The 20892-nt window shown below is 64.9% G+C and carries 14 protein-coding genes; 7 read left to right on the forward strand and 7 right to left on the reverse strand.

Features of this window, described 5'->3' with window-relative positions; genetic code table 11:
- Window positions 1–12: 12 nt before the first annotated feature.
- The 6 genes from ACYOEI_RS17600 to ACYOEI_RS17625 form a co-directional block, all read right to left on the reverse strand.
- Window positions 13–1440 carry a DUF1501 domain-containing protein gene (locus ACYOEI_RS17600; RefSeq protein ID WP_462850845.1) on the reverse strand — a complete coding sequence of 476 codons (1428 nt, stop codon included), beginning with the start codon at window positions 1438–1440 and terminating at the stop codon, window positions 13–15.
- Between the two features lie 176 nt (window positions 1441–1616).
- Window positions 1617–4814 carry a DUF1553 domain-containing protein gene (locus ACYOEI_RS17605; protein WP_462850846.1) on the reverse strand — a complete coding sequence of 1066 codons (3198 nt, stop codon included), beginning with the start codon at window positions 4812–4814 and terminating at the stop codon, window positions 1617–1619.
- A gap of 484 nt (window positions 4815–5298) precedes the next feature.
- Window positions 5299–5964: a dioxygenase family protein gene (locus tag ACYOEI_RS17610; RefSeq protein ID WP_462850847.1), complete on the reverse strand. Its 666-nt coding sequence runs from the start codon at window positions 5962–5964 to the stop codon at window positions 5299–5301.
- Between the two features lie 274 nt (window positions 5965–6238).
- The gene (locus tag ACYOEI_RS17615) at window positions 6239–6994 is read right to left on the reverse strand and encodes an ATP-grasp domain-containing protein (protein ID WP_462850848.1); all 756 of its coding nucleotides are present in this window, start codon (window positions 6992–6994) and stop codon (window positions 6239–6241) included.
- A gap of 213 nt (window positions 6995–7207) precedes the next feature.
- A complete protein-coding gene (locus ACYOEI_RS17620; protein ID WP_462850849.1) occupies window positions 7208–8176 on the reverse strand; it encodes a glycoside hydrolase family protein in 969 nt (322 codons plus the stop codon).
- A 244-nt stretch (window positions 8177–8420) separates the two neighbouring features.
- Window positions 8421–10040 (reverse strand): glycosyltransferase family 39 protein, encoded by a 1620-nt coding sequence (locus tag ACYOEI_RS17625; RefSeq protein ID WP_462850850.1) that lies wholly within the window; start codon window positions 10038–10040, stop codon window positions 8421–8423.
- Window positions 10041–11022: 982 nt separating this feature from the next.
- On the opposite strand from ACYOEI_RS17625, the gene ACYOEI_RS17630 reads away from it, so the two are divergent.
- The 4 genes from ACYOEI_RS17630 to ACYOEI_RS17645 all read left to right on the forward strand — a co-directional run bounded on the left by ACYOEI_RS17630 (window position 11023) and on the right by ACYOEI_RS17645 (window position 16126).
- Window positions 11023–11274: a hypothetical protein gene (locus ACYOEI_RS17630; protein WP_462850851.1), complete on the forward strand. Its 252-nt coding sequence runs from the start codon at window positions 11023–11025 to the stop codon at window positions 11272–11274.
- A 15-nt stretch (window positions 11275–11289) separates the two neighbouring features.
- On the forward strand, window positions 11290–11883 hold the full coding sequence (locus tag ACYOEI_RS17635) for an RNA polymerase sigma factor (protein ID WP_462850852.1): 594 nt from the start codon (window positions 11290–11292) through the stop codon (window positions 11881–11883).
- Between the two features lie 11 nt (window positions 11884–11894).
- Window positions 11895–14300 carry a tetratricopeptide repeat protein gene (locus ACYOEI_RS17640; RefSeq protein ID WP_462850853.1) on the forward strand — a complete coding sequence of 802 codons (2406 nt, stop codon included), beginning with the start codon at window positions 11895–11897 and terminating at the stop codon, window positions 14298–14300.
- Between the two features lie 275 nt (window positions 14301–14575).
- Window positions 14576–16126, forward strand: a complete 1551-nt coding sequence (locus ACYOEI_RS17645) for a glycosyltransferase family 39 protein (RefSeq protein ID WP_462850854.1) — start codon at window positions 14576–14578, stop codon at window positions 16124–16126.
- A gap of 117 nt (window positions 16127–16243) precedes the next feature.
- Here ACYOEI_RS17645 and ACYOEI_RS17650 read toward each other — a convergent pair whose 3' ends face one another.
- On the reverse strand, window positions 16244–16927 hold the full coding sequence (locus ACYOEI_RS17650) for a DUF2293 domain-containing protein (RefSeq protein WP_462850855.1): 684 nt from the start codon (window positions 16925–16927) through the stop codon (window positions 16244–16246).
- Between the two features lie 312 nt (window positions 16928–17239).
- On the opposite strand from ACYOEI_RS17650, the gene ACYOEI_RS17655 reads away from it, so the two are divergent.
- From ACYOEI_RS17655 to ACYOEI_RS17665, 3 genes are all read left to right on the forward strand, one after another.
- Window positions 17240–17461 carry a hypothetical protein gene (locus tag ACYOEI_RS17655; protein ID WP_462850856.1) on the forward strand — a complete coding sequence of 74 codons (222 nt, stop codon included), beginning with the start codon at window positions 17240–17242 and terminating at the stop codon, window positions 17459–17461.
- Between the two features lie 181 nt (window positions 17462–17642).
- On the forward strand, window positions 17643–20279 hold the full coding sequence (locus tag ACYOEI_RS17660; protein WP_462850857.1) for a DUF1592 domain-containing protein: 2637 nt from the start codon (window positions 17643–17645) through the stop codon (window positions 20277–20279).
- Window positions 20276–20854, forward strand: a complete 579-nt coding sequence (locus ACYOEI_RS17665) for a heavy-metal-associated domain-containing protein (protein WP_462850858.1) — start codon at window positions 20276–20278, stop codon at window positions 20852–20854. The genes ACYOEI_RS17660 and ACYOEI_RS17665 overlap by 4 nt, the downstream gene beginning before the upstream one ends.
- The last annotated feature ends 38 nt before the right edge of the window (window positions 20855–20892 follow it).

A 20892-nucleotide genomic window follows, 5' to 3' on the forward strand; every position in this document is an offset into this window, starting at 1 on the left:
AAATGCGGGCGATCAGGCAAGGATTTCGTTGACGACATTACCGTGGACGTCGGTCAGGCGAAAGTCCCGACCGGAGTAGTGGTACGTCAAGCGTTCGTGGTCGATGCCCATGAGGTGGAGGATCGTGGCGTGGAGGTCGTGGACGTGGACCTTGTTCTCGACGGCGGCGAAGCCGAACTCGTCGGTCGCCCCGTAGGCCATGCCCCCCTTGACGCCTCCGCCGGCGAGCCAGACGGAGAAGCCGTGGTTGTTGTGGTCTCGCCCCTTCGACCCTTCCGAGACCGGGGTCCGGCCGAACTCGCCCCCCCAGAGGACCAGGGTGTCTTCGAGCAGCCCTCGGGCCTTCAAATCCTTGAGAAGCGCGGCGACCGGCTGGTCGGTCTCGCGGGCCTTGTCGGCGTGCTTGGCGATGTCGTCGTGGTCGTCCCAGGGCTGCCCGGCCCCGGTGTAGACCTGGACCATGCGCACCCCGCGCTCGACCAGACGCCTGGCCGTGAGGCAGGCGTCGGCGAACGGGCCTTGCCCGTACATCTCACGGGTGGCCGCACTCTCCCGGCCGAGGTCGAACACCTCCTGGGCCTCGGTCTGCATCCGGTAGGCCATCTCGAGCGAGGCGATTCGCGCCTCGAGCGGGTTGTCGTGGCCTCCGCGGCGATCGAGGTGCCGCTCGTTCAGCCGCTTGAGGAGGTCCATCTGCTCGCGCTGGGACTTCCGGGTCTGGTAGGTGTTGTTGATGTGCTCGATCACCCGCTTGGGATCCATCGAGGAATTGTTGATATGTGTCCCCTGGTAGATCCCCGGCAGGAAGCTATTGCTCCAGAGCTGGGGGCCGACGACGGGCTTGCCCGGGCAGAGGACCATGAAACCGGGCAGGTTCTGGTTCTCGGTCCCGAGCCCGTAGAGCAGCCAGGAGCCCATGCTCGGCCGGGTCGGCTGGGTCTCGCCGCTGTTCATCATCAGCAGCGAGGGCTCGTGGTTGGGGATGTTCGTGTGCATCGACCGGATCACGCAGAGGTCGTCGGCGCAATCGGCCAGGTAGGGATACAGCGAGCTGATCTCCAGGCCCGACTCCCCATGCCTGTCGAAGCGGAAAGGGGACTTCAGGAGCCCGCCGGTCTTGCGCTCGGTCTTGAGGTTCGCGCCCGGCGGGCGCTGGCCATCGTATTTGGTCAGGGCGGGCTTGGGGTCGAAGGTGTCGACCTGGGAAGGCCCCCCGTTCATGAACAGGTGGATGACCCGCTTGGCCCGTGCGGGGAAATGGCCGGCCCGAGAGCCTAGCGGGTCGAGGGCGAGGCCCGGGGGCGTCGCCGTGGCCCCCGAGGACGAGAGTCGGCCGGCGTCGGAGAGCACGGCCGCCAAGCCCAGGGTCCCCAGGCCGGTCCCGACCCTGCGGAGCATCTCCCGACGCGACACCTCGAACGGGAACGAAGGCTGGCTCATCGACAGTTCCTCGTGGGTCTCAAGAACGGGGCCGGCTCCGGCTCTCTTCCGAAACCTGTTTTTTCTTAAAAACGGGTTTCTATGGCAGGTGACCACGACATCCCGGGGGGAGGCGTCGACGTCGAATGGGCCAGAAACTCGGTTTTTAAGAAAAAACCGGGTTTCGGGACAGGGTCTCAGTCGAGGTAGAGGAACTCATTGCTGCCGAGCAGCGCCTGGGCGTAGCGCTGCCAGCGTGTCTGACGTCCAGCGGGGGCCTCGCCCGGCTCATCCGCGGAGGCGAGGTACGCACGGCCCATCTCGACCTCATCCCCATCCGCCGGGCGGCCGTAAAGCAACAGATACGCCCTTCGGATTCGCGCGTCGTCGTCAGCCTCCTCCTGCAAGCGAGCGGCCAGGGCTCGGGCCTGTTCGACGACGAAGGGGCTGTTCAGCACGAAGAGTTGTTGCTGGGGAACGGTCGTCTGGTTCCGCTTGTCGCTGGTGATGTTCGGGTCGGGGAAGTCGAACAGCCTGAGCAGCGAGTCCAGCTCATGCCGACTGACCTTCGCGTACAGCGTCCGACGAAGGTTCCCCGTCGCGGAGAGGTCGACGGAGGGACCTCCTACGGTCGGATCGAGTCGGCCGGAGACCGCGAGGAACGCGTCGCGCCAGGCTTCGACGTCGAGCCGTCGACGGTTCGCCCTCCAGAGCCAACGGTTGTCGCCGTCCGCCCGGAAGTTGGCGTCGTCGAAGTCGGTGCTGAGTTGATACGTGGCCGAGGCCATGATCTCGCGGTGGATCGCCTTGACCGACCAACCCGATTCGACGAAGCGCCGGGCGAGGTAGTCGAGGAGCTCGGGGTGGCTCGGGGGCTCCCCCAGGGTGCCGAAGTTGCTGCTCGTGCCGACGATCCCCCGGCCGAAGTGGTTCTGCCAGACCCGGTTGACCATCACGCGGGCCGTCAGCGGGTTATCGGCGGAAGCGATGGCCTCGGCCAGCTCAAGCCGGCCGCTCCCCTTCGCGAACCGAGGGGGATCATCACCGGCGATCACGCGGAGGAACCGCCGGGGGGCAACCTCACCTTGCTGGGCGGGGTTCCCTCGGACGAAGACCTTCATGTCGGCCGCGGTCGCCTCGGCCAGCGAGTGGGCGATCGGATAGGGCTCTCGGGTCGTCGCCTTGAGCCGTTCGACCTCGGCGGAAAGCTCCTGGATCCGGCCGGCGACCTTGGGCGGAAGCCGTTTCTGGATCTCGGCGTCGGAGATCGCGAAGACCCCGTCTTTGCCGAAGAGGAGTTTGAGCAGCTCGGCATCCGAAGCGTCGACCGCCCCGGATGGGGCGACCACCGAGTCGAGCGACTCGGGCTTCTTCGTGGTCGCCAGGAACCGGACACTCGAGCTCGACCCAGCCTGCTCCGTCCCTCCGGCATCGAGACCGGCGCGGGTCTGGAACCGGGTGTAGCCCGCAGGGAGGTCATAGACGATGACCGAGGGGGCGTGAGTCCCGATCCCTTCGGCGAACTCGCGGCCGGCGACGCGCAATGGCGACCCGCCCGCGTTCTTGCCGACGTTGACGGTGCCCGACCCGCTCTCGGCCTTCTTCCAGGCGACCTCCGTCAGCTTCTTCTCTCCCGCAGGCCCGATCAGCTTCGGCTCGATCCAGTCGGCCCAGTCACAGCTCTTGCCGTCCCCGGCGTCGTCCACGACGAGATAGAGCCGCTTAGCCCCGGCGATGTCGAGGTCGAGCTCGACGACATCCTCGGCACGATTCACCACCCTTCGCGTCGAGAGGCGACGGACCTCGTCGCGGAAGGCCCTCGCGGTCTCGAGCACAGGCGACGGCACCTGGGCTTGTTTCTCGACACCGCACGCGGGTAGCGACCGCCAGGCTACGAGCGAGCCCAACTTGCGTCCCGCACCGTTCGCAGGGTCGAGGAACTTCGCCCAGCGTTCCAGGAGGGCCAAGTCGAGCCCTTCGCGTGAGTGTTCCGCCGCCGGGGACGAGGCTCCCAGGCTGCCGCTCCGACCGGCCCAGACCGCGACGAGATACGCGTCGATCTGATCGATGCTCGATCGGGCGACCTTCGCCTTCTCCTCGTCGCGTAACTTCTTCAGCTCGGGCTCGACCGCCTTGAGCCGCTCCTGAGCGACCTGGAAGCGCTTCACCTCGTCGTCCGGGACGAGCGGGGTGTTCGCCAGAGTCGAGCTCTGAAAGACGCCGGCCAGCGAGTAATAATCCTGGGTCGGGATCGGGTCGAACTTGTGGTCATGGCAACGGGCGCAGGAGACGGTCAGGCCGAGGAACCCTCGGGTGAGCGTGTCGACCCGGTCGTCCAGTTCGTCGGCGGCCGCCTTGGCGGCGTCGGAGTTCTTGTAGTACTGGGCCCCCAGGCCGAAAAATCCGAGCGCGACTCGGCCGTCGTACGGGGGGGTCGTCCCCTCGGGGAGCTGGTCGCCGGCGATCTGGAGCTTGATGAACCGGTCGTAAGGGAGGTCGGCATTGAACGACCGGACGACCCAGTCGCGATAGCGAAAGCCGCTCGTATTCGGCTCGGTCGCGAACGTATGCGCCTGGTCCTCGGCATACCGCGCGACATCGAGCCAGTATCGCCCCCAGCGCTCGCCGTAGCGGGGCGACGCCAGTAGCCTGTCGACGACGCGTCGAAAAGCCTCCGGCGATTCGTCCGCCAGGAAGGCCTCGATCTCTTCGGGGGTTGGAGGCAGGCCGATCAGGTCGAACGTCGCGCGTCGGATCAACTCGCGCTTGCCGGCCGGGCGGACGGGTTTGAGCCCTTTCGACTTCAAGGTCGCGAGGATGAACCCGTCGACTGGGTTCCGCTCCCAACTCTCGTCGCTTCTCGCCACAGGCGTGGCGACCGCGGGAGGCCGGAACGACCAGAACTGACGCGCCTCGGTGAGGTCGATCGACTTGCGCTCACCTTTTGCAGCACCGCCGGCGGGGGCGGACGTCCTCGGGTCGGCCGCTCCCGTCTCGATCCATCGAGTGAAGTCCGCGATCGTCGCGTCGGGCAGCTTGCCGGACGGGGGCATCTGCGACGACTCGTACCTTAAGGCCGAGATCAGCAGGCTCTCGTCGAGGCTTCCGGGCACGACGGCCGGCCCCCCTTCCCCTCCCTGGCGCATCGCGGGCGCCGAGTCGAGCCGGAGGCCCCCCTTCAGGCTCTTCGCCTCGGCCGAATGGCACTGGTAGCAGTGCTTCACAAGGACCGGTCGGATCTTCGCCTCGAAGAACTCGAGGTCCTCGGACGACGGTGCCCCGGCTCCCGCCGAGACGGCGACGACGAGCGAGACCCATCCGAACCATACCACCGAGCGGGCCCCGGGATGAGCGCAGCGACGATCCCAGGGGTTCTTGATAGGCCTGAACAACATCCCGTGTGGTCCTGTCCTTGGGAAAGTCGAAGGCACTGGCAGGCAGCGTCGGCAGGCCGTTCTCTCTACGTCGAGCCAAGGGCGGGAGGACCGGTCAACTCGATCAACCTTATTTCAACAAAAGGCTCGCAACCTGGCAACTCGAGAGTCCCGAGATCCGGCCGGATCTCACGATCGCCCCCTCAACCCGCTCGGCGGCAGCAATCAGCGGGCCCGGGAACTCGACCGACCGTTCATCTCAAAATTTATTTCATCAAAAGTCTTGATATTATATTGACTTATCGACATAACCATTGAAAAACTCCCGGCCCGAAGACGACCTTCCTATCCGAATTCGACCGCGCTCCTCCCGTTCGTATTCCTCACAACAAAGGCGCAAGGGGAGAAGCCGAGAGTACGAATCCCCTCGGCTCTCCTCTTTGGACTTGTTTGTGCCTTTGTGGTGAATCCCCGTCCCCATTCCCCCCACTAATCCGCGACGCGTTCAAGACTCGGGCGTCAGGCCGAGCACGATGTCGAACTTCGCGACCAGCTCCCCGATCTTCGAGTTCGCCAACGGTTCGAAGTCGACGGTGACCGAGTCGCGAGCTTTGGGATCCCGGAGGCTGCGGTAGATCCCGTCCTTCTCGTTCTCGGCCTCGCCCTTGATGTAGCACTGGGTCGTGAGGAGTTCTTTCTCGCCCCGGCGGACCTTGAAATGGATGTGGGGCGTCCGGCCGGTGTAGGCGACCGGCTTGATCGTGCGGAAGGTGTACTCGCCGGTCGAGCCGGTCAGGAAGCGGCCGTACCCCTGGAAATTTTTGTCGTGCTTCGGGTGGTTAGGGTCCGCGGTGTGGATGTACGCCCCCTCGTGATCGACCTGCCAGATCTCGACGAGCGCGTTTCGCAGGGGGTTCCCCTTCGCGTCGAGGATCTTCCCACCGAGATAGGTCACCTCGCCCACCGCGGGGGAGATGGCGTCGTTGATGATGAGCAGGTCGTTGTCGGTGTCGAGCGGGAGCTTGTTCGGGTAGAACGGCCCTTCCATCTGTGCGGCCGTTCGGACCAACTCCTCGGCGAACAGCCCGCGCGTGCTTAGCGTGGCCGCCCCGAAGGCCATGGTGCTCAGGAAGGCGCGACGGTGTCGAGGTCGGATGTCGTGGTCCCTCATCAAACAGTCACCTCATGATAGGGGATCGGGATCGATCTCACCGTCGACGATCGTACCAGAAAGGCACGCCACGTGGGGGAGAATCGCCGAGAGACGATCGGCCCCATCACTATTGACCCATCGTCTTCAAGCCAGGTCTTTCTTGAAGCACACCACCCACCCACGCCTCCTCGTAACCGAGGGCTTCGCGGGCCCGGTGGCTGACCTCGTACCTGAGCTTGGCTTGGGTGATCCGGTACCTCAGGCGGGATAAGGCGAGAGAGACACTCTCACGTCACGACGCGAGCTCGCTTCGACCACCGGATTCGGCCGTCGCTCCCCGTAGAACATCGAGCACCCCTCGCGGATCACATCCGTAAATTCCTGATCCCGCCGCTTCGTTGGCCTCGACGACCGCCGGGCCAATGCCCCGGATGACCCCGACGTCGAGGACCAAGGCGTCCGGCAGTTCGACCCGAGTGTCGCTGAGGAGCCGGTCGACCAGGTCCCTCGAGAGTGCTGCCAACTCGGGCTCGACGACCCACTCGTCATCGACACGGGCCAGTGCCCCATTCAGCCAATAGGGTGACCATGCACCGACCCGGCGCCCTCGCACGAAATAGCGGAACTCGGCAGCCCAATCGACCGGGTCGGAGACCAATACCGGATCTTCGCCGGGCATCTCAGGAAGTTCCCCACCCTCGGCGTACACTCGGGCCGGGAAGGTCTTCCTATTGGGAGGTTTGAGGAACACCGGCCCTGTGAGGGTCCGAGCCTCCGCGGCCGATACCAGTTGGATGCGCCGACTGACATACTCAATGGGGAGCTGAACCAGAAAGTCCTCGGGAGGCATGATCACGGTTAACCCGAGTTGCTCGGCAACCGCCGCATTAAACAAGGGCTCGGCGAAGAGGACCGGTTCCTCGGGTTCGAAATCTTCGGGACATCGCCAGCTCGCCAGTCTCATCACGTCCCACCCGAGAGCGATCGCCGCGCGACGGAGTTTGATCGAGTCGTCGGAGTATCGAGGGGACAAAATTAACGTCGGCATTGGAATCCACTACTTGTTCCGAAACCTGTTTCCATCCCGAGAGTCTAGGTTCCTGAGGGGAGGTCGAGGTGGGTGTTCGCTGGAGAAGCCCCACTCGCACTCTTATCTTGGGGTTACAGAAAAGATTGACGCGCATCGACCGACCGATGTTCGCCCCAGGACTCCGAGGCCAACCGGCCTTGGTCGCGCGCGACCCTCTCGACCAGGGGTGTGTCAGCGTTTCGAAGGCTGCGGATGGTCGACGCTCTTGAGCAGCGATGGGGGGATTTCGGCTCGGAGGATGTCATTGTGGTCCCAGGTCGCGGCCCTGGCCCCCCCCACGAAAAGCGACCAGGCGTGTTCCGGCTCGCCCGGCAGGAGCATAGGGGTGACATGGCCGTGTCGGTCGAAGGCCTCGCCAGATCGAGGGATGAGGAGACCTGGCTCGCGCCAGGCGACGCCGTCGAGGCTGGTCGCCGCTCGAGTGCCCTCGTGGGACTCGAAGACCATGACGTAGCCGCCCGAGGTCCGCTCCACGTCGACACCGCCGGCGTCGCCGCCGAGGACCGGGTTGCGGGGGGACTTGGTCCAGTGGAGACCGTCCATAGAAGTCGCCAGGCCCACGCTCCGCGTCGAGGTCGGCGACGTCGGGACGCCCTTGGCGGGTGCGCCCGCGGGCAGATCCTTTCGGCCGTCGTACCACATGGAAAATATCGGCCCGTCGAAGAGGACCGACGGCCGGCCGACGATGAGGGCATCCCACTCGCCCGACTTCCCGGGTTTCAGCACGACACCCTCCGGCTCCCAGACGATCCCATCCTGCGACGTCGCCAGGGCAATCTCGTCCACCACGTCGGCCGCGGCCAGGGTGTAGTACATGAAGTACTTCGCGCCGACCTTGACGACCGACGGGTCGTTGACGTGATTCGCCGCCCCTCGGTCGAGGACGACACCCCGGCGGGTCCAGTGCTCGCCGTCGGCCGATTCCGCGAGATGGATCCGGTCATGGCCATCCCGCCCCTGCCCTCCGTACCACATCCGATAGACGCCGCCGTCGAGCAAGACGTCGGGCGCGTAGATATTTCCCTCGCCGTGGGGCGCGACCTCGGTGCGGGATTGAGCCTCCAGGATCGTCTTGAATTCGGGTCGTGCCTCGGCCGGATCCGTCCGATTGATCAAGACCATGAGCAGCAACATCAACATGCGTATTAAATCCCTTCTTTTATCGATGAACGAGTAACCCTTCAGGATCTGGCCCCGCCTGGGTCGACACATCAGGTGGCCCTCTCCTTGAAAGCATACCGAACCGGCCGCGTCCGCGAGCGCCGCGACCCCACCCGAGTCGCGGAGAGGTCCCTCGCGAAAATCCGACTCGCGCATAGAGATGACGGGGTGATGAACCGCGGGTCTGACGGACTGGCTCCGTGTTCGGGCGGTCCTGCTCATCTCAAGATCCGGCGGGCCGGATCGTCGCGAGTTTCGGCCCGGATGCGGGGTGCGTTGGGATTGGGAGCGGGCGTTGGGGCTTCGAGCGAGGCCGATGTTCGATGCCCCGATGGTTCCGCCCGAACAGGAAAGGCCCGGTCTGGCGGACGCATCGATAAAGACGTACGGTTTGCACGGGGACCCCCGCGCGGACGATGGGAAAACCCTCGAGCGATTCGATGCGCTCGAACCAAGGGGCATAGACCTCGGCGTCGACCTCGCCGTCCTCGAGCTTGATGAAGATCCCATCCCGACCGACCCAGTCGTCGTGCCGGCTCCAGTAGGTGAAGCTGCGTGCGTCGCGGTGGAAGCACGCCACGTCCCAGGGGCGTCGCGTCGCCATGGCGAGCTCCGCGCTGTTTCGCCAGGAGTTCGTGAACAGGAAGTTCTTCGGGTCGTCGAGCAAGCCTCGTCGATCGATCTCTCGGGCGATTTGTTCCCATCGGAACGTGTCGATGGTCGGGTCGACTTCGAAGGCGAAACGGCCGAAAAGCAGTCCTCGCGCGTCCATGAACAACCCGGTATCGGCTTGAACCAGGAATCCGAACGCGAGGACCGCCGGCGCCAGCGTGACTGCGACGAGCCGGCGACGGACGACGAAGGGATAGTCGTTCAACCGATCCGACCAGTACCGGCCCAGCATCGGCAGCAGGGCCACGAAGCCGATCAGAGGCCAGTGGGGCATGATCCGCTGGAAGGTCGCCACGCCGAGGAAGATCCCCAAGGCCGGCACCGCCTGGCAGACCAACAAGGCCTCGACGTCGCTCCATTCGGTGACGCGGCGACGGCCGAGTCGAATCAGGACGGCCACCAGCCCCAGCCAGATCCACGGGGTGAGGTAGAGGATCTGTCCAACCAATGCGTCGACGAACATCGCGGGGCGGAAGCCCTCGAATCCCCCGGCCCGATGACCTTGATAGGCGAATGACGTCCACTCGTGCTGAGAATTCCAGAGAATCACGGGCGAGAACAACAGGAGGCCGATCGTCGCGGCCAGGTAAGGGCCGGGCGTCCGCAAGCAGCGTCGGGCGGACGGGCGGATCAGGAGGAAAAGCAGCATCCCGACGGGCAGCAGGGCTGCGTGATACTTGCTCATCATCGCCGCTCCCCAGGCCAGGCCGACGCCAACCCAGGCCGAGGTCCGGCCGGGAGACTCGAGGGCGACGATCAATCGGTCGAGGGCCAGCAGCCAGAAGAACAGCAGCGGGCCATCCGGACCGGCGAAGGTCCCGACGATCACTCCGTAGAAAATCGTGGAATTCAGGGCCAACGCCGCCAAGACTCCGGCCCTCGGCCCGAACGATCGGCTCGTCAGGCGCGCCAACAACCAGGAGGAACCGGCAAATTGCACGATGAAGCCGACCCGGAGCCCGAAGACCAGCGACGCACCCACGGCCGCTTTCAACCCCAGGGCCGCGACGAGGCCCACCATCGGCGGGTGGTCGAAGAAGCACCAGTCGAGGTGGTGAGCATACAGGTAATAGTATGACTCATTGTTGAACGCCCCGAGGCTCACCCCCCAGATCAGCCGGAGCAGCGTCGAGACCCCGATCAACGTCCAGAGCGCCTTCCGTGTCGACATCCGTGACCTCCGCGAGGACCGTGGCTCGCGACCGGCCCGGCGTCTTGCCGGCCTCGTCAACGCGCGGCCCTCGGCTGGTCCTCACGACGTTAAACGGATCAACCCCGAGAATTCGCGCGCACCAAAGTCGCTCGCATCCCCGGAAACCGGTCACGCCAGGATCTCAACAACTCGAGCGGCAAGGGTCAGGGTTGGCTGGAACGCCGCGAGTCATTCTGTTAGGGTGGGCCGAGCATGCTTGCCGTGGCACCAGGGAGGAGATGAGTGCCGGATTCAAGGGACTCACACCATGGGTAAGGCGCACGGACGTCGTCGACGACGCAGCCCTGCCCTCGAGCCGCTGGACACTCGCGTCCTCCCGAGTGCCATGATCGAGGCCGCGATCCCTTCAAGTCCGTCGGCGGTCGTTGCGACGTCCAGAGGTCCCTCTCCGACTGTTCCCGCCGAGATCTCGCGCACCCCGGATGTCGCCGACGTCGGCGAGGAATCCGGAAGCTCCGTCGGATTCCTCGAGCCATCATCACTCGCCAATAATTCGCATTTGATCCTCTCGGATGCCGTAGAAGATTCGAGAGAAGTGGCGGATCGCCATAAGGAGTCGGACCTCGCGGCACCCAGCGTTGTCGGCCAGCCTCCCCTCCCTCAGGTTCTGATCACCGAGACGACAACGTCGACCCGGCCATCGCAGACCTCCGGACACGAGACGTCGGCCTCCCCCCTCGGTCCCTCGCCGACGATCCAGGTCCCGCCCGTGGCCGATCCGTCGCTGTCTCGAGCAGCTCAGCCGGACGACGCGATCCTCCCGACTCACAACGGGCCGGGAGGGTCCCGGGATCCGAAATCGAGAGCCTTGCCCACGGGTCCTGAGCCTCGAGTCCTCCCTCGCTCGGGCGATCTAGGCTCTCGTTCGACGTCAGAAGGCGTCCCATCCGGAATCGGATCGGAAAGTCCCCTGCCTCGGGCGGCGGGCCTGATTTCGAGCGTGTTCCCGTTCGACCACACCGCGCTCGATCGAGTGCTCGACGGTTCCCTGGGACGCGGCCGAGAGTTTGGGAGCCAACTGACCCGGTGGCAGGATCCACTCTCGGTAGTTCAGATCCTGCTAACGGCCTCAATCCTGACGAGCGGGTACCGATGGTTCCTCCGAAGGTTCGTCGATCGAGGTGACGCGGCCCGGCGAGTCCGCAACGCCGGCCTGATCATCCCGGGCATCCCCGGGCTGCCTCGCCGCTAAACCACGGACTCGGTGTTGAGCAACGACGTGAAAGACGACCTGATCGAACGACTGAACGGCGGGGACAAGGAGGCGGCCGAACGTCTGTTTGCCGCCTACGAGCCCTATTTGCGCATGGCGGTCCGAAGGCAACTGAGCGGGCCCCTTCGATCGAAGCTCGACTCGATGGATGTGGTCCAATCCATCTGGGCGAACGTGCTCCGCGGATTTCGCGTGTCGACCTGGCATTTCAACGATCGCGAGCACGTCAAAGCCTTCTTGATGAGGGCCGTCAAGAATCGCCTCATCGATCGGCGCCGGCAATTCCACCGGGCTCTGGAGCTCGAGCAGCCCCTAGCGTCGACGGCCACGAACGACCTCCCGAGCTCCAAACAGGCCCGGCCCAGCGAGCTCGCCCAGGGCGAGGAACTCTGGGAACGGATCCTCGCACTCTGCCCTCCGTCGCATCAGGAGGTCGTCCGACTCAAGCGACAGGGGCTTCCACTCGCCCAGATCGCCGCTCGGACGGGCTACCACGTCGGGAGCGTCCGCCGGATCCTCTACGACCTGGCGAAGCGCATGGCCGACGACCGCAAAGATGCGATGGCATCCACTCCCAAACGGATTTGAAGGGAAACGTCATGTCCCCTTCCGCCTCTCATTCCCGAGAGCCCCTGTCGGGCAACGACGAGAGCGAATGGGTTGCGGAACAACTCGAGTGGATGGCCTCGGCCTGGGAACGCGGCGAAATCGTGACAGCCGAGGAGATCCTGGAGAGGAATCCCGGCCTCGGCACCGAGGCGTCGATCCGGCTCGTTTACGAGGAGTTCCTCCTCAGGCGCGACGCCGGCGAGGACTTCCCTTCGTCCGAAGTCCTCCGTCGATTCCCGCAGTGGGAGGACGAGCTCGAGCTGCTGCTGGATTGCAATCGGCTCCTCCAGCCTCCCTCGTCCCGGTTCGCATTCCCGGAGCCCGGTGATTGGCTCGGCCCTTTCTACCTGGTCGCGGAGATCGGCCGAGGTGCCTCGGGTCGGGCGTTCCTCGCGAAGGAACCCACGCTCGCCGATCGCCCGGTCGTCCTGAAGCTGATCCCCGACGATCAGGAAGAGCACCTCTCGCTCGCCAGGTTGCAACATACGCATATCGTTCCCCTATTCTCGGAACATACGTTCCCCGAACGAGGACTCCGGGCGCTTTGCATGCCGTCGCTGGGCGGCGTCAGCCTCGATGCGATCCTCGAAATCGTGTCGGGGATCCCCCCCGGCGAAAGGCATGGCCGAGACATCGTCGCGGCCCTTGACCGGACCGGCGAAAAGCACCCATCGTCACCCCCGACCGACGGCCCCTACCGACGCTACCTCGAGCAGACGACGTACCAACACGCGATCTGCTGGATCGTGACATGCCTGGCCGACGCGCTCCAGTACGCCCATGCGCGCGGGATGGTCCACATGGACGTCAAGCCGTCGAACGTCCTCATCACCGCCGATGGTCAACCGATGCTCCTCGACTTCCACCTCGCCCGTCCGCCGATCGGTCCTGGCGATCGGCTCGTCGACCGGCTCGGTGGGACCCCGGGCTGGATGTCGCCCGAGCAGTCGGAGGCGCTCGGTTCGATCCGAGAAGGGAGGGCCGTCGCCGAGGCCCTCGATCATCGCTCCGACCTCTATTCGCTGGGCCTGATCTTGTGCGAAGCGCTCGGCGGCCACGAGGCCCGTCGTGAGAACGCGGCCGGGAAGACCTGGACAAATCCGAATCTTCAGGTGGGCGTCGGCCTCGGGGCGGTCGTCCGGAAGTGCCTCTCGCCGAATGTTTCGGGCCGCTATCAGGACGCTGGCGCCCTGGCCGATGACCTGCGTCGGATCCTCAACGACCTCCCTCCTCGCCTGGACGCGGATCCGAGCGAGCCGAGACGGTTGCGGACTTGGCTCGGAAGTCGTTTCGACGCCCCCTCGAAACGATCGGCTCGGGGCTCCATCCTGCTAACATTGGGCCTCACGCTCGGGTTGATCGTACTTTGCGCCTACCAGCGGGAGGTCGAGCTCGAAACGGCCCTCGAGCAGGGCCGAAGCCTCCACGACCGCCGCCAATTCTCCGAAGCCGTCCGGGTCCTCGACCTGGCACTGGCACGGACGCCGACCTTCCTGCCCTTCCTACGCTCCGCCCGTGCACTCAGCACGCAACGACTCCAATCGCATCGGGCCCGAAGGGCCGAAGCACTCCACGAGTTCGCCAATCTCCTACGCTTCCGATATGGCGTCGATCCGCCCTCGCCGGATGAAGCCCGAGAACTCGAGGCACCCATCCGAGCGTTCCGGCGGGAACGGGACGGGCTCCTCGATGACGGTAGAGGTTCGCTCGACTCCGAGACCAAGCAACGGATCCAGTCCGACTACCTGGAAATGGCCCTGGTCAGGTCCGGTTTCCTCGACCATCAAACCCCAGAGGATTCGCCCGGCAGCGACTCTAAAGGCCAATCACCGCGATCCGCGCCAGGCTCGCACCGGATCCACTACGAATCAGGGCGGATCCATCTCCGCAACGGCCGGTTCGCTCAGGCCTCTGAAGAGTTCGAGCGAGCCCAGGACCTCCAGCCCCAAGAATTCTGGTCCAGCTTCTATCAGGGGCTTTGCCAGTATCGGCTGAAGCAATACGGCGAGGCCGTGGCCACGTTTCGCACCTGCATCGCGATCAGGCCCAACGCCGTCTGCTACTACAATCGAGGACTCGCCTTGGAAGCCCTGGGAAAGATCGAGTCGGCGAAACGCGACTATGGTCGGGCGTTGTCACTCGATCCCGGCCTGGCCTCCGCCGCGCTCAACCGGGGAATCCTCGCCTACCACGAAGGTCGAAATCACGAGGCGATCGAGGATTTTCAACGAGGCTTGCGGTCATCCTCGAACCCGGTGCTGATCGGGCGTCTGCACTACAACCTCGCCCTCGTCCATCTCGCGCGAGGCGATCGCCAATCCGCCCTTCGCAGCCAAGCCAAGGCCCTCGAATACGGTTGCCCCGAGGCAAGGGCCCTCCACCCGTCGCTCCGCTGAGGTTCCCGGATCGGCGAGCGGCCGTCGGCCGCCGATCGGTCCTCGCCGCCTCCACGACCCCAGGAACACGCAAACATCCGACCGTTTGAGCCCTCGACGTAGACCGTCGTCCGGTTCATTTGCGTTGGGGCGCGCGCCCGAGGGGATCCTCTCCGTTTCCCTTACAAGAGCGCCAGAGCGGCGAACATGCGGACGCCCTTCTTGGGCGACCGGGGGTTCACGGAATCGAGGGATCCGACGTGTCTCAATCCGCGACAGGGATGGAACGCGAGACGATGAACCCTGAAGCCGCGGGCGTGCTCGCGATCCTGGGTTCTCGCCAGGCGCTCTGGGCGATGATCGTGGTCGGATCGGCCTTGAGGCTCCTACTCGCGAGCGGCATCGGCCCCGGGAACGACGAATCTTATCATTACTTGTTCTCGATCCATCCCGACTGGAGCTACTTCGATCATCCCCCGATGGTCGCCCTCGTCGAGTCGGTCGGCCTGAGCTTCGTCGGTTTCCACGCCTCGGTGCTCGGGTTGCGGTTGGGCTCGGTGATCCTGTTCGCCGGATCGACCTGGCTCATGGCCCGCCTGACCGCTCGGTATTTCGGAGGAGCCGCCGGTTGGCTCGCGGCGTTCGCGCTCAACGCGAGCGCCTATCACGGGTTGGCCTCGGCGACATTCGCACTCCCGGACGGCCCGCTCGTGTTCTTCTGGCTGCTGACGCTCGACCGTTTGCTCGTGGCGCTCGAGAATCCGGACCTCACCTCCTGGATCGCCGTCGGCCTGGCCTGGGGTGGTGCGATGCTCAGCAAGTATCAGGCGGTGTTCTTGCCGATGTCGACACTGGCGTATCTCATGCTCGAACCGCGATCCCGCCACGTCTTGCGAAAGCCCGGTCCCTACGTGGGGTTCGCCATCGGCCTCGTGGCCTTCACACCCGTCCTCTACTGGAATGCGTCCCACGCCTGGGCCTCGTTCGCATTTCAGGGAGGTCGGGCCATCGGACATTCGGGGTTCCGTCCCGATCGATTGGTCGCGTTCGTCGGGACCCAGGCTGCTTACGTGTTCCCCTGGATCTGGGTCCCGGTCGTTTTGGTGTTGTGGAGCCAGTTACGCCGTCGATGGCGTGGCGAGGTTGACGCACCGCAATGCACGTTCCTCTTGTACCAGGCGTTAGTCCCGTTAGTCGCCTTCGCCGCGGTCGCGACCCTTCGGCCCATCCTGCCGCATTGGTCTCAGGTGGGTTATCTTGCGGCGTTCCCTCTGCTCGGCCGGGCGTGGGGGGCGAGAGTCGCCTCCACACCGATCCGTGGTGTTCGCCAGGTCGTCTGCCTCGTGGTGCTTTGGGTCGTCCTGATTGAACTGGTGATCGTTCATACGGAGACAGGCCTATTCCAGGCCGAGGGCCACGGGCTGTTGAAACTGGTGCCGGCGGCGATCGACCCGACGTTGGACTGCTACGGTTGGGATCAAGTCACCCGCGAATTGCAAAGGCTCAACCTGATCGGGGAGCCGGGCACGTTCCTCTTCTCCGACCGGTGGTACTGGAGCAGCCACCTGGCATTCGCCACGGACGGGCGAATCCCGGTGGCCTGTTTCAATCGTCGTCGCGGCCTGAGTTTTTCGACGTGGAACCGCGAAATCGACACGGTCGGGCACGACGGAATTTACGTAGGCATCGACAATTGTTCAAAATCCGCCAAGAATTTTTCCCGGTGGTTTGAACGGTTCGCCCCCCTGGCCACGTTCCCGATCATTCGCCAAGGTGTGCCGGTTCGCTATGTTCATCTCTTTCGAGGCATCAAAATGAACACCTCGTTCCCTGCGGGGAACCACTGAACGGCGAGGCCTCGACTTGTTGAGCAACCCTTCGCATTCGCCCGGCGGGGCCCCCCCCTATCGTGATTCCACCCAAGATCCTCGCTCGAGGTTTTGCGGGACCACTCCACCCGATCACTATCCTGCAAGCGCTCGTGCCAGCGGGCAGGTATCGAGGAGGGGCTCTCCTCGCCGGTAACGGGACAGGAGTTCCACGGAATCGCGGGCGAGTTCTCGGCGGACCTCCCGACGTTTCCCCTTGATCTTCGGGATCGTCATCGAGTCGTAGCCGGTGGCCTGGTGCCGTAGCCAGGCGATGACGGCGGCCTCGGCGCGTTTCTCGATGGGGATGCGTTGCGTGCGGGCGACGGTGCCGCTCCCGACGGGCGTGGCGTGGTCGGTGACCGCACGGGCCAGTCGTTCGGCGATCGCGCCGTGGCTGGGATGGAAGGCGAGGTACTTCAGGACCGCCCCGGTGAAGTCCTCGACGTATTCGCCCTGGGCGGCTGCCCGGCGACGCGCCGCGGACTCTTGCCGCTTGGCGTAGGCCGGATCCGCCCGCTCGGCCGACAGGTCGGCCCGGATCCGCTCGATCGTCTCGGACGGGGCCCAAAGGCCGTGAGAGAACGTCTTGCGTCCTTTTTTCTCCTGCACGGCCCAGTAGTCCCCCACCGCCTTGACCCGACGCGTAAGTCCCGGGTCTCCGGGCGGGAGCAAGACCCAACCTTCGGGGACAGCCAGGACCTTGCCATCCGCGCCTCGGACCGTCCTTGGAGCCGGCCCCGGTGCATACGCCTGTCGGCTTTCTTCAACGCTCAACATCGCCTCCTTGAATCCAACCACCACGAAGGGTCCGCCCGAAACCCGGCAATCTTTTCGTAGCCGATTTTCTGACCCCATCGAGGCCGACCCGGTCCACATTCACACATCCAACGCCCAGGCCCACTTTTCGGAAACGTCGCGATCCTCCCACCTAATCCGAATGGACTTGGAGAAGTCGACGAACTCCGGAACAGGCGCGAACGGCGTGGGTTGGCCCGTCTCCTGGATGGCGTCTTGTCTTCATTCGGCGTCCCCGGCGAAAATCTTCTCGCGGCTCGAGATCGAATCCCCCCACTTGGGTCAACGAATCCCATGAAGAATGTCATGCCCTGGTTCGTCAGCATCGGCCTCATCCTGGGCGGTTTCTATTTCTCGGCGAACTCCGCACTCTATGGTCAAGGCACTCAGACGCACTGGGGATACCTCGTCACGGGACTGTGCTGCATCTTCCTGGGGACGGGCTTCTCCTACATGATCTGGTATCGGCACTTGCCTCTCGACCCAAAGCACGGCTCCAGGCATCCCCTGGAATGATCCCTCCTTACCCTGAGGGGATTTCCCAACGTCGGGGCCTTGGCACTTCGTTCAAGCCAAAGCCCTGTTGACGCATTTCGTCAAACGACATATTTCGGAACGCTAAAACCGCTACAATGGGAGACCGACGCCTCGGGCGGGAGACGCCCGGGCACATAACGCCAATATCGGCAAAATCCCCATGCGCACCCTCCGGCCCAGAATCCTGCTCATCTCGCTGCTGGTCGGGGCTGTGTCGCCAGGAGCGATCGCCGAAAGTCTTCCGCAAGCGGCCCAGCAACTGGTGCAGGCACGCTGCGTCGAGTGCCACGACGCGGGGACGAAGAAGGGGGATCTCAGCCTCGAAGATTTGCCGTTCGAGCCGGCAAAGCCCGAGAACTTCGCGCGGTGGGTGAAGGTCTTCGACCGGCTCGAGTCGGGCGAGATGCCCCCGAAGCAGGAGCCGCGACCGCCGGCGGGCGAGGTCGAGGCCGCACTTTCTTCGTTGAAGCACGCTCTCGCGACGGCGGACGACGCCCGGCTCGCGGGCGAAGGGCGGACGGCGCTGCGCCGGCTGACTCGCGTCGAGTATGAGAACACGATCCGCGACCTGTTCGACCTGCCGGGGATTGCCTTGCAGGCCCTGCTGCCGCCGGACGGGTCGTCGCACGGCTTCGACAAGAACAGCGAGGCGCTCAGCATCTCGCACGTGAATCTGGCGAAGTACCTCGAGGCGGCCGACCGCGCGCTCGACCTCGCCATCGCGACGAGGCCGACGCCACCTCGCGTGGAGAAGTTGCGGACCACGCTCCTCGATCACGGCGGGGCAGCCCCTTATCTCTCGATGCAAGGGGATAACATCCTCTTGCGCGGGTTCCAGCCCGATCCGGCGTATCCGCCCGCGGGCAAGCACCGGCACCTGGACCTCGGCGCGCACGAGGCCATGGGGATGTACCAGACCGACAGCTCCGTCGGCATCTTCCGGCGCGAAGACGACTCGGTGAATTATTACTTTCGCGGCTTCACCACCATCTATCCCGGTCGTTACCGAGTCCGGATCTCGACCTGGGCGTTCCAGTGGGACAAGGGCGCGGTCCTCCCCGCTCGAGGCACCGAAGCCCTCAGGCTCGCGGCCGTGCAACTCACGGGTGATGGGCGCGGCGGCCAGCACCCGAACTTCACGTTGGGCTACCTCGACGCGCCCTCGATGAAGCCCACCGTCCACGAGACGAACGTCTGGCTGCATGAGAATGAGATCCTGGGTTGCGACGTCTCGTCGCTGGCCCCCGTGGTGAACTACAACCGCAAGGGGTACGCGATGGCCTTCACCGGCCCGGCCATCGCCATCGACTGGATCGACGTCGAGGGGCCGTTCAACGAGGTTTGGCCCCCTCGCTCGCATCGAGCGATCTTCGGCGACCTACCAATCGAGTCGTTCGTCACCAAGGATCACCCGGGTGCCAAAACTCCGAGGCGGGTCGACTTCGAACGGCTCTGGCTCGGGGACGCGCGGAACCAGGCCGACCCGGTATCGGGCGTCTGGACGGTGCGCAGCGAGCACCCGAAGGAGGATGCCGACCGTTTGCTCGCGAACTTCCTCCCCAGGGCCTTCCGTCGTCCGGTGGCGGACGAGGTGCGAAAGCGCTATGTCGGGCTCGTCGAGGCAAGGCTGAAGGCGGGCGACACCTTCGAAACCGCGATGCGGTGGGCCATCCGCACGGCGCTTTGTTCGGCGGACTTCCTCTATCACGTCGAGCCGGCCGCACCGCTCGACGACTTCGCCCTGGCGAATCGCCTGGCGTATTTCCTCACCAACTCGACGCCGGACGACAGGCTGACGACGCTCGCGGCCGAGAACCGGCTGCACGAACCGGAGACGCTGCGGGAAGAGCTCGGTCGCTTGCTCACGGACCCGCGATCGAAGCGGTTCATCGACGACTTCCTCGGCCAGTGGCTCAAACTCCGGGCGATCGCGGCGAACGACCCGGACCGGAAGCTTTACCCGGAATTCAGCCCGTATTTGCAGGAGTCGATGGTCGCCGAGACGCGTGCCTTTTTCCGCGAACTGCTCGACAAAGACCTCGACGCCACGCACCTCGTCCGCTCCGACTTCGCGATGCTGAATGAGAAACTCGCCGTCCACTACGGCGTCGAGGGGGTGAGGGGGTCGGGGATCCGCCGGGTGCCACTGCCGCCTGGTTGCAAGCGTGGCGGCCTCCTCACGCAGGCGTCGATCTTGAAGATCACGGCCAACGGCACGACGACCTCGCCCGTGCCCCGAGGCGCGTTCGTGATGGATCGCCTGCTCGGACGACCGCCGGAGCCGCCCCCGTCGAGCGTCCCGGCGGTCGAGCCCGACGTCCGAGGCACCACGACGATCCGCGAGCAACTCGCGAAGCATCGGGACAATCCCACCTGCGCCGGCTGCCATGCGAAGATCGATCCAACCGGATTTGCGCTCGAAAGCTTCGACGTCCTCGGCGGATTCCGCACCCGCTACCGATCGCTGGAGAACGGAGATCCCGCCCCTCGTGGCAGGATCGACCCCTTCATCGGGATCGCCTTCAAGCTCGGCCCCGCCGTCGATCCCAGCGGCGTCCTGCCCGACGGGCGGACGTTCCAGGGCATCGAGGAGTTGCAAGGGTTACTGGCCGCGGATCGCCGCGGGCTGTTGAAGAACCTCGCCCGGCAATGGCTCGTCTACGCCACCGGCCGCGAGGTCGCCTTCCGCGATCGCGACGAAATCACGGCCATCGTCGACGCGGCCGACAATCGGGGCGGCGGCCTCCGCACCTTACTCGAAGAGGTCGTCCTGAGCCGGGAGTTCCAGACCCGATGACCCGACTCTTGCCGATCCTGGCGATCCTCCTCACGGCCCGCGCCTCGGTTGCCGAGGACGTTACGGTGAAATATCGTCTTCGTGGGCTCTTCCAGCCCGAACGCGTGGACGACCTGCGTCGCCGGGCGAGCACGCTCACCTTCAACGACGGGAACGGGCCCGTCACGGTGACGCTCGTCGACGTGAATTATGAAACCGCCGAGATCACATTCGCCTATGACCCCGGCTCCTCCCCGTTCAAAGGGAAGTCGCCGCAAGCCATCCTGACCGTCATCGACAACCCACTCCGCAACGCGACTCGACACAATTTCACGCTCGTCCCGCTCGGCCCACATAAGGCCGATCAGCTCAAGCAGGAACGCATCGCGGTCGCCGGCCTCGACTGCAAAGGCTGTGCGTACGGCGCCTATCGCGCCGTCGCGACAATCGAAGGCGTCGAGCGTGCCGTCGTCAGCTTCAAGGAAGGCTACCTCCTCGCCTCGATCGATCCACAGAAGACAAATCGCACAGCCCTCATCACCGCCCTCAAGAAGGCGGAAGTCGACGTAATCGAACCTGATTCCGGCACGAAATAGAACGGAAGACTCTCTATCAACAAATGCCACAGATGATC

This window comes from Singulisphaera rosea, assembly GCF_054877945.1.